At 52.5% G+C, this 9451-nt stretch carries 6 protein-coding genes and 8 tRNA genes; 13 read left to right on the plus strand and 1 reads right to left on the minus strand.

Going from position 1 to position 9451, the window contains the following annotated elements:
* Positions 1–75: 75 nt before the first annotated feature.
* Entirely contained in the window at positions 76–2100 is a 2025-nt protein-coding gene (gene nagE / locus AC1MDE_RS24830) for an N-acetylglucosamine-specific PTS transporter subunit IIBC (RefSeq protein ID WP_058962154.1), read from the minus strand.
* A 342-nt stretch (positions 2101–2442) separates the two neighbouring features.
* Between nagE and nagB the strand changes: the two genes are divergently transcribed.
* From nagB to AC1MDE_RS24895, 13 genes are all read left to right on the plus strand, one after another.
* Positions 2443–3243, plus strand: coding sequence for a glucosamine-6-phosphate deaminase (gene nagB / locus AC1MDE_RS24835; protein ID WP_479414699.1), 801 nt, complete (start codon positions 2443–2445; stop codon positions 3241–3243).
* Between the two features lie 60 nt (positions 3244–3303).
* A complete protein-coding gene (nagA, locus tag AC1MDE_RS24840) occupies positions 3304–4452 on the plus strand; it encodes an N-acetylglucosamine-6-phosphate deacetylase (RefSeq protein ID WP_058962152.1) in 1149 nt (382 codons plus the stop codon).
* 7 nt (positions 4453–4459) lie between these two features.
* Positions 4460–5680, plus strand: a complete 1221-nt coding sequence (nagC, locus tag AC1MDE_RS24845; protein WP_034829098.1) for a DNA-binding transcriptional regulator NagC — start codon at positions 4460–4462, stop codon at positions 5678–5680.
* A 39-nt stretch (positions 5681–5719) separates the two neighbouring features.
* Complete coding sequence (locus tag AC1MDE_RS24850) at positions 5720–6472, plus strand: HAD-IIA family hydrolase (protein WP_034829095.1); 753 nt, start codon at positions 5720–5722, stop codon at positions 6470–6472.
* Positions 6473–6802: 330 nt separating this feature from the next.
* Entirely contained in the window at positions 6803–8470 is a 1668-nt protein-coding gene (asnB, locus tag AC1MDE_RS24855) for an asparagine synthase B (protein WP_160867870.1), read from the plus strand.
* 215 nt (positions 8471–8685) lie between these two features.
* Positions 8686–8762: transfer RNA gene (locus AC1MDE_RS24860), tRNA-Met, on the plus strand.
* 7 nt (positions 8763–8769) lie between these two features.
* Positions 8770–8854: transfer RNA gene (locus AC1MDE_RS24865), tRNA-Leu, on the plus strand.
* Between the two features lie 21 nt (positions 8855–8875).
* Positions 8876–8950 (plus strand) — tRNA-Gln (locus AC1MDE_RS24870).
* A 34-nt stretch (positions 8951–8984) separates the two neighbouring features.
* Positions 8985–9059: transfer RNA gene (locus AC1MDE_RS24875), tRNA-Gln, on the plus strand.
* Between the two features lie 28 nt (positions 9060–9087).
* Positions 9088–9164, plus strand: a tRNA-Met gene (locus tag AC1MDE_RS24880).
* A gap of 6 nt (positions 9165–9170) precedes the next feature.
* A tRNA-Gln gene (locus AC1MDE_RS24885) sits at positions 9171–9245 on the plus strand.
* Between the two features lie 29 nt (positions 9246–9274).
* A tRNA-Gln gene (locus AC1MDE_RS24890) sits at positions 9275–9349 on the plus strand.
* A gap of 27 nt (positions 9350–9376) precedes the next feature.
* Positions 9377–9451: transfer RNA gene (locus AC1MDE_RS24895), tRNA-Gln, on the plus strand.

Genomic DNA, 9451 nt, shown 5'->3' on the forward strand with positions numbered 1-9451 from the left:
AACAACCGTTTGTTGGTCGTTTTAAAACAAAAAAGGCAGGAATTTCTTCCTGCCTTCTGGCTAAATCACAAGGACTTAGTTTTTCACTTCATACAGCGGCGTGACGCCTGCAACCACCGAACCGCTGGCCAGCAGATTCAGTCCGGCGAAATCATCGCTGTTGCTGACCACCACCGGGCTAATCATTGAGCGCGCGTTGGCGTTGAGGAAGTCCAGATCCATCTCCAGAATCGGCTGACCGGCAGTGACGGTTGCTCCCTCTTCTACCAGACGTGTAAAGCCTTTTCCTTCCAGCGCCACGGTGTCCAGGCCCATGTGCACCACGATCTCAACGCCGTTAGCGGCTTCCAGACAGAACGCATGGTTGGTGTTGAAGATTTTCACCACGGTACCGGCGATCGGAGCCACCACCGTTTTGTCGGTTGGCTTGATTGCCAGACCATCGCCCACCGCTTTGCTGGCGAACGCCTCATCCGGCACCGCGTCGAGCGCGACAATCTCACCGGTCACCGGTGCCACCAGCGTAGCAATCACCGCTTTTTCAGTATTCAGCACGGCCTGGGGTTTAGTCACGACCGGCGCAGCGGTGGCAGGAGCGGAAGCCGCAGCAACCGGGCCTTTGCTCAATACCGTTTTCATTGCGGAGGCGATGCTTTCAGCCTGAGTGCCGACAATCACCTGCACGCTCTGCTTGTTCAAACGAATCACACCAGACGCACCCAAACGTTTCGCCACGCCTTCATTCACCTGGGCTGAGTCTTTGACGTTCAGACGCAGACGAGTAATGCAGGCATCGATGTTGGTCAGGTTGTCTGAACCGCCGATGGCGGCAATGTAACGACGTGCCAGTGATTCGGTCTGGCTTTCACCGTTACCGCTGTGATCAACGTTGACGTCGTAGCCGTCAGTTTCATCGCCCGCAGACAATTCACGACCCGGCGTCATCAGATTGAATTTCTGGATAGTGAAACGGAATACCACATAGTAGATGGCGAAGAACACCAGACCTTGTGGAATCAGCATCCACCAATTCACCGCCAGCGGGTTACGCGTTGACAGCACCATATCCACCAAACCGGCACTGAAGCCGAAGCCTGCAATCCAGTGCATGCTCGCAGCAATAAATACCGAGATACCGGTCAATACGGCATGGATCACATACAACACCGGTGCCACGAACATGAAGGAGAATTCCAGCGGTTCAGTGATCCCCGTGAAGAAGGCCGCGAAGGCCGCAGCCAGCATAATACCGCCGACTTTCGCGCGGTTTTCTGGACGTGCGCAGTGGAAGATAGCCAATGCTGCACCCGGCAAGCCAAACATCATGATCGGGAAGAAGCCCGCCTGATAGCGACCGGTGATGCCCGGGATACCCGTGCCATTCGCGATTGATTGTGCACCGCCAAGGAACTTAGGAATATCGTTAATGCCTGCCACGTCAAACCAGAATACGGAGTTCAGTGCGTGATGCAGACCGACCGGAATCAGCAAGCGGTTAAAGAAGGCATACACGCCTGCGCCCACCGAGCCCATTTTCTGAATGTGCTCACCGAAGTTCACCAGGCCGCCGAAGATGATTGGCCAGATGTACATCAGGATAAACGCCACAACGATCATCAGGAAGGAGACAAGGATCGGCACCAAACGGCGCCCGCTGAAGAACGACAGCGCTTTGGGCAGCTCAACATGGCTAAAGCGGTTATACACTTCAGCGGAGAGAATACCGACCAGAATACCCACGAACTGGTTGTTGATCTTGCCGAAGGCAGCAGGCACCTGATCGACCGGAATCTTCTGAATCATCGCTACTGCGGCAGGTGAACAGAGTGTCGTCACCACCAGGAAGCCCACGAAGCCGGTTAACGCGGCCGCACCATCTTTATCTTTGGACATACCGTAAGCCACACCGATGGCAAACAGCACTGACATATTTTCGATAATGGCAGAACCGGACTTGATCAGCAGAGCGGCCAGCGCATTGCCTGCACCCCAGCTGTCTGGATCAATCCAATACCCTACCCCCATCAAGATTGCCGCTGCCGGCAGTGTCGCTACCGGCACCATAAGCGCGCGGCCGACCTTTTGCAGATATCCTAAAATACTCACCTTTTTCTCCCCCTATGAGACTGGCGTTTGCCGTAGCGCGGGTTGATTTTATTATCCCTACGCTCGGTACCTTGATGACATCTTTCACCACGAGGCGCAGTGTAAAGATAAATTAATTCGCCTCGCAAATTAAAACCACAGTAACTGTGACTTTAATCACCATAATGGACGTTTATCACTGCGAAATGCTAGCCACCACCACAAACTTATTTTATGATGAAAAATATCAGGTCGCACTTTTCCCTGCTGGTTGCGCTTAAACCGATTACGCTTAATGGCAGCAACCTAAACCAGCATCGGCGACAACATTTTCCTAATCTTAATTGAGGTGAAGACATGAGACTGATCCCCTTGGCCACACCGACCCAGGTGGGTAAATGGGCTGCACGCCACATTGTTAACCGCATTAATGCGTTTAAGCCTAACGCAGAACGTCCCTTCGTGCTGGGCTTGCCAACCGGTGGTACGCCACTGGAAGCTTACAAGCACCTGATTGATATGCACAAAGCGGGCCAGATTAGTTTCAAGCATGTGGTGACGTTCAATATGGACGAATACGTGGGCCTGCCAAAAGAGCATCCGGAAAGCTACCACAGCTTCATGTACCGCAATTTTTTCGATCACGTTGATATCCAACCAGAAAATATTAATCTTCTGAATGGCAATGCGCCAGATATTGACGCAGAATGTCGCCAGTACGAAGAGAAGATTCGCTCTTACGGTAAAATTAATCTGTTTATGGGCGGCGTGGGCAACGACGGACACATTGCCTTTAATGAGCCGGCTTCTTCACTCTCTTCCCGCACCCGCATCAAAACCCTGACGCACGATACCCGCATCGCCAACTCGCGTTTCTTTAACGGCGATGTCGATCAGGTGCCAAAGTACGCTCTGACCGTGGGTGTGGGTACGCTTCTGGATGCCGAAGAAGTGATGATTCTGGTGACGGGCCATCTTAAAGCGCAGGCGTTGCAGGCCGCTGTAGAAGGTAACGTTAATCATATGTGGACCATCAGCTGCCTGCAGCTGCATGCGAAATCTGTGGTGGTGTGTGACGAACCGGCCACCATGGAACTGAAAGTGAAAACCGTGAAATATTTCCGCGAAATGGAAGCGGAAAATATGAAAGGTGTGTGAGAACACGTTGTGAAAAACCTGCTGCCGTAAGGTGGCAGGCTTAGCCGGGAGAGAAAAACGATGTACGCATTAGTGAACGGCCGGATTTTTACCGGTCATGAAATTCTGGACAATCATGCAGTGGTGATTGCAGATGGCCTGATTGAGCGCGTGTGCCCACGAGATGCGCTTGATGCAACGATGACACAGCAGGATGTGGCTGGTGCGTTTATCGCTCCCGGATTTATTGATTTGCAGTTAAACGGCTGCGGCGGCGTGCAGTTTAACGATGATATCGATGCGCTGAGCGTGGAAACGCTGGAAATCATGCAGCGTGCCAACGAAAAATCAGGCTGCACCAGCTATCTGCCAACGCTGATCACTAGCACCAATGCTTTGATGAAGCGTGCCATCGAAACCATGCGCGCCTATCTGGCCAAACACCCTAATCAGGCGTTAGGCCTACACCTGGAAGGTCCATGGCTGAACAAAGCCAAAAAAGGTACCCATAATCCAGATTTGATTCGTCTGCCCGATGCGGAGATGGTCGATTTTCTTTGCGCCAACGCAGACGTGATCACCAAAGTGACGCTGGCGCCAGAAAATGCCGGTGCCGAGGTGATTGGCAAGCTGCGCAATGCCGGCATTATTATTTCTGCGGGCCATTCAAACGCCACTTATGAAGAAGCCAAAGCGGGCTTTAGTGCGGGTGTCTCTTTTGCCACTCACCTTTATAATGCCATGCCAACCTTTGCAGGGCGTGAACCTGGTCTGATCGGTGCGCTGTTTGATTCACCTGATGTATACTGCGGCATCATTGCGGATGGTTTACATGTCCACTACGCTAACGTGCGTAATGCAAAGCGCATCAAAGGTGACAAGCTGGTGTTGGTAACGGATGCGACCGCACCCGCTGGCGCGTCAATTGATAAATTCATTTTTGCAGGCAAAACAATATACTATCGCGACGGCCTTTGCGTTGACGAAAACGGTACCTTAAGCGGTTCTGCGCTCACCATGATTGAAGCGGTGCAAAACAGCGTCGAACATTGCGGTATCGCGCTGGATGAAGCTTTGCGCATGGCAACGCTCTACCCGGCCCAGGCAATGGGTGTGGAAAAACAGCTGGGTTCAGTGACAGCAGGAAAAGTCGCTAACCTCACTGTCTTTACCCGCGATTATCAAATCACTAAGACGTTAGTCAATGGAGACGACGTCCTCAGCGAGTAAGTACTGAATGACCACTGGCGGCCAGACTCAAATAGGAAATGTCGATCTTGTCAAACAACTCAATAGTGCAGCCGTTTACCGGCTAATTGATCAACAAGGGCCGATATCGCGCATACAGATCGCCGATCTCAGCCAGCTTGCGCCCGCCAGCGTCACGAAAATTACCCGCCAGCTTATTGAGCGCGGCCTGATCAAAGAGGTAGAGCAACAAGCCTCTACCGGTGGTCGCCGCGCCATTTCCATCATTACCGAAACTCGCCATTTTCATACCATCGGCGTTCGCTTAGGACGCAATGATGCCACGCTGACATTATTCGATCTGAGCGGAAAATCGCTGGCGCAGGAAGATTATCCCCTGCCTGAGCGCACCCAGGAAACGCTGGAGAATGCGCTGTTCAATGCCATCACGGCATTTATGGCGGCGCATCAACGCAAGATTCATGAATTAATCGCGATCGCGGTGATTCTGCCAGGCCTGGTGGACCCGATTAACGGCATTATTCGCTATATGCCGCACATCGCTGTCAGCCACTGGCCGCTGGTATCCAGCTTGCAGAAACGCTTTAACGTCACCAGCTTTGTCGGTCACGATATCCGTAGTCTGGCGCTGGCGGAGCACTATTTCGGTGCAAGTCGTGACTGTGCAGACTCCATACTGGTGCGTTTACATCGCGGTACCGGCGCGGGCATCATCGCTAACGGCCATATTTTCCTCGGCAGCAACGGCAACGTGGGCGAAATTGGCCACATCCAGGTCGATCCCTTGGGTGAGCGCTGCCACTGCGGCAACTTTGGCTGTCTGGAAACGATTGCCGCCAATGGCGCGATTGAAAATCGCGTGCGCCATTTGCTCAACCAGGGCTATCCCAGCACGCTGACGCTGGATAACTGCCTGATGCCGCAAATTTGCCGTGCCGCCAACCAGGGCGATGCGCTGGCCTGCGAAGTGATTGAGTATGTAGGGCGTTATCTCGGGAAAGCGATTGCGATTGCCATTAACCTGTTCAACCCACAAAAGGTGGTATTGGCGGGGGAAATCACCGACGCAGACAAAGTGCTGTTCCCGGCGATTGAAGGCTGCATTAATACCCAAGCGCTGAATGCCTTCCGCAAAAACCTGCCGGTGGTGCGTTCCGAACTGGATCACCGTTCCGCTATTGGCGCTTTTGCCCTGGCGAAACGTGCGATGCTGAATGGTATTTTGCTGCAGCATCTGCTGGAAGAATAATTGAAGCCTGCCGTCTGGCGGGCCCGACCGGAAGCCAATATGACCATCAAAAGCGTAATCTGTGACATCGACGGCGTGTTGATGCACGACAATACCGCCGTGAAAGGCGCGAATGAGTTTCTGCAGCGCATCCTTGAAAAAGAGATGCCGCTGGTGGTGCTGACCAACTATCCGTCGCAAACCGCTCAGGATCTGGCAAACCGTTTTGCCAATGCGGGTGTCGAGGTACCGGATTCAGTGTTCTATACCTCGGCGATGGCGACAGCCGATTTCCTGCGTCGTCAGGAAGGCAAAAAAGCCTACGTGATTGGCGAAGGCGCGCTGATTCACGAACTGTATAAAGCCGGATTTACCATCACCGATGTGAATCCCGATTTTGTGATTGTTGGGGAGACGCGCTCCTTTAACTGGGAAATGATGCATAAAGCGGCTTTCTTTGTGGCTAATGGCGCACGCTTTATCGCCACCAACCCGGATACCCACGCACGCGGTTTTGTGCCAGCCTGCGGTGCACTCTGCGCCGGTATCGAAACCATCTCCGGTCGCAAACCGTTTTACGTCGGTAAGCCGAGCCCGTATATCATGCGTGCTGCGCTAAATAAGATGCATGCCCACTCGGAAGAGACGGTGATTGTCGGCGATAACCTGCGCACCGATATTCTGGCCGGATTCCAGGCGGGCCTGGAAACCATTCTGGTGCTCTCCGGGGTTTCGACGCTGAGTGACATTGATGCGATGCCTTTCCGCCCTGACTGGATTTACCCTTCAGTGGCCGATATCGACCTGTTCTAAACCTTCTCTTATCGCGTTTACTTATCGCCCTGCCCGCACGTCGTGTGAGCAGGGCGTTTGTTTTTACATCCCTTTATTATGATTCTGTGCACCGTTAATTGCGCAGGAAATCATCCAAAACGCCAATTCATTAGACGCCATCTAATTTAATTGACATTTAATTAGATGATATCCAATTTTTAAGCCATCACAACAATCTTTTTATCAAAAGATCGCAATTTAACTTGCGTTGACACCACCTGATAGCGCATTTTCTTATACATCACGCAGTCAAGGCTGCCGGACAAACGTAGAAATAACATCGCCGCAAGGTGAGATCAGGAGTCAGTTATGTGTTCGATTTTTGGTGTGCTGGATCTGAAATCCGATCCTGTTGAACTGCGCAAGAAAGCGCTGGAGTGTTCCCGTCTGATGCGTCACCGTGGACCGGATTGGTCTGGCGTGTATGCCGATGACAAAGCCATTCTGGTGCATGAGCGCCTGTCGATTGTTGACGTTAACAACGGTGCACAGCCGCTGTACAACGCTGACCACACCCACGTACTGGCCGTGAACGGCGAGATCTACAACCATCAGGCTTTGCGTGCTGAACTCAGCGATCGTTACGCGTTCCAGACCGGTTCTGACTGCGAAGTGATTCTCGCGCTGTATCAGGAAAAAGGTCTCGATTTCCTCGATGATCTGCAAGGTATGTTCGCCTTTATTCTGTGGGACAGCGTGAAGCAGCAGTATCTGATTGGTCGTGACCACATCGGGATTATCCCGCTGTACATGGGCAACGATGAGCACGGCAACCTGTTTGTCGCCTCTGAAATGAAAGCGCTGGTGCCGGTTTGCCGCACCATCAAAGAATTCCCGCCGGGAAGCTTCCTGTGCAGCAGCGATGGCGAAATCCGTCGTTACTGGCAGCGCGACTGGATGGATTTCGCTGCCGTTGCCGAGAACACCACTGACGCTGCGGGCCTGAAGCATGCACTGGAAGAGTCAGTGAAAAGCCACCTGATGTCTGACGTGCCTTATGGCGTGCTGCTGTCTGGCGGCCTCGACTCCTCTATCATTTCTGCCGTGACGAAGCGCTTTGCGGCAAAACGTGTGGAAGATGAAGATAAAAGTGATGCCTGGTGGCCACAGCTGCACTCTTTTGCGGTAGGTCTGGAAGGCTCACCTGATCTGAAAGCGGCCAAATCAGTGGCGGAACATCTGGGCACCGTGCACCACGAGATTCACTTCACCGTGCAGGAAGGTCTGGATGCGATTCGCGATGTGATTTACCACATCGAAACCTATGACGTCACCACCATTCGCGCCTCTACGCCGATGTATTTGATGTCGCGTAAAATCAAGGCAATGGGCATCAAAATGGTGCTGTCTGGTGAAGGTGCGGACGAAGTGTTTGGTGGTTACCTGTATTTCCACAAAGCACCTAACGCTCAGGAATTCCACGAAGAGAACGTGCGTAAACTGCTGGCGCTGCACATGTTTGACTGTGCGCGTGCCAACAAAGCGATGTCGGCATGGGGCGTTGAAGCGCGCGTACCGTTCCTTGACAAGAAATTCCTTGATGTGGCGATGCGCATCAACCCGGAAGACAAAATGTGCGGCAGCAACGGCAAAATGGAGAAACACATTCTGCGTGAATGCTTCTCTTCTTACCTGCCGGAGAGCGTGGCATGGCGCCAGAAAGAGCAGTTCTCTGATGGCGTAGGCTACAGCTGGATCGATAGCCTGAAAGAAGTGGCCGCGAAGCAGATCACCGATCAGCAATTGTCTACCGCGCACTTCCGTTTCCCGTACAACACGCCGAACTCGAAAGAAGCGTATTTGTATCGTGAAATCTTTGAAGAGCTGTTCCCGATTGCCAGTGCAGCAGAGTGTGTACCGGGCGGTCCATCCGTCGCCTGTTCATCGGCTAAAGCGATTGAGTGGGATGAAGCCTTCAAGAACATGGATGACCCATCTGGTCGTGCTGTCGGTGTGCATCAGTCTGCCTACAAATAAGCTTGTGAATGAGTAGGATAAGGGGTCTGAAAAGGCCCCTTTTTGTTTTCATCGTCGATGTTGCGATCGAAAACTGCTGAATAAATCGCCACCCTGGTTACAAGCCAGTCAAACAGGCGTTTTAAGGCAAAAAACGGCAAAAAACTTGTTGACGCTACAAAGCTCAATACGCATAATGCGCCCCGCAACGCCGATGAAGGTTAGCGAAAAAAGATGGCTACGTAGCTCAGCTGGTTAGAGCACATCACTCATAATGATGGGGTCACAGGTTCAAATCCCGTCGTAGCCACCATCTTTTCGCGGGAGTGGCGAAATTGGTAGACGCACCAGATTTAGGTTCTGGCGCCGCAAGGTGTGCGAGTTCAAGTCTCGCCTCCCGCACCATTTCAGTCTTCGGCAGCCGGATGGGGTATCGCCAAGCGGTAAGGCACTGGTTTTTGATACCAGCATTCCCAGGTTCGAATCCTGGTACCCCAGCCAATCCGATATTTACTCGTGGATGCGAGTCGACAGATGGGATATCGCCAAGCGGTAAGGCACCGGTTTTTGATACCGGCATTCCCTGGTTCGAATCCAGGTATCCCAGCCATTATCGGAAGTAATAAGCAGTAAACTCAGGCTACGTAGCTCAGCTGGTTAGAGCACATCACTCATAATGATGGGGTCACAGGTTCAAATCCCGTCGTAGCCACCAAATTTTTGGGGTGTCGCCAAGCGGTAAGGCTCTGGTTTCTGATACCAGCATTCCGGGGTTCGAATCCCTGCACCCCAGCCATATTAAAGATAATTTGTAACGCCATTAATTGGGGTGTCGCCAAGCGGTAAGGCTCTGGTTTCTGATACCAGCATTCCGGGGTTCGAATCCCTGCACCCCAGCCAATTAAAGACAATTTGAAAACGAATTATTGGGGTGTCGCCAAGCGGTAAGGCTCTGGTTTCTGATACCAGCATTCCGGGGTTCGAATCCCTGCACCCCAGCCA

The sequence above is a fragment of the Pantoea folii genome (genome assembly GCF_056678875.1).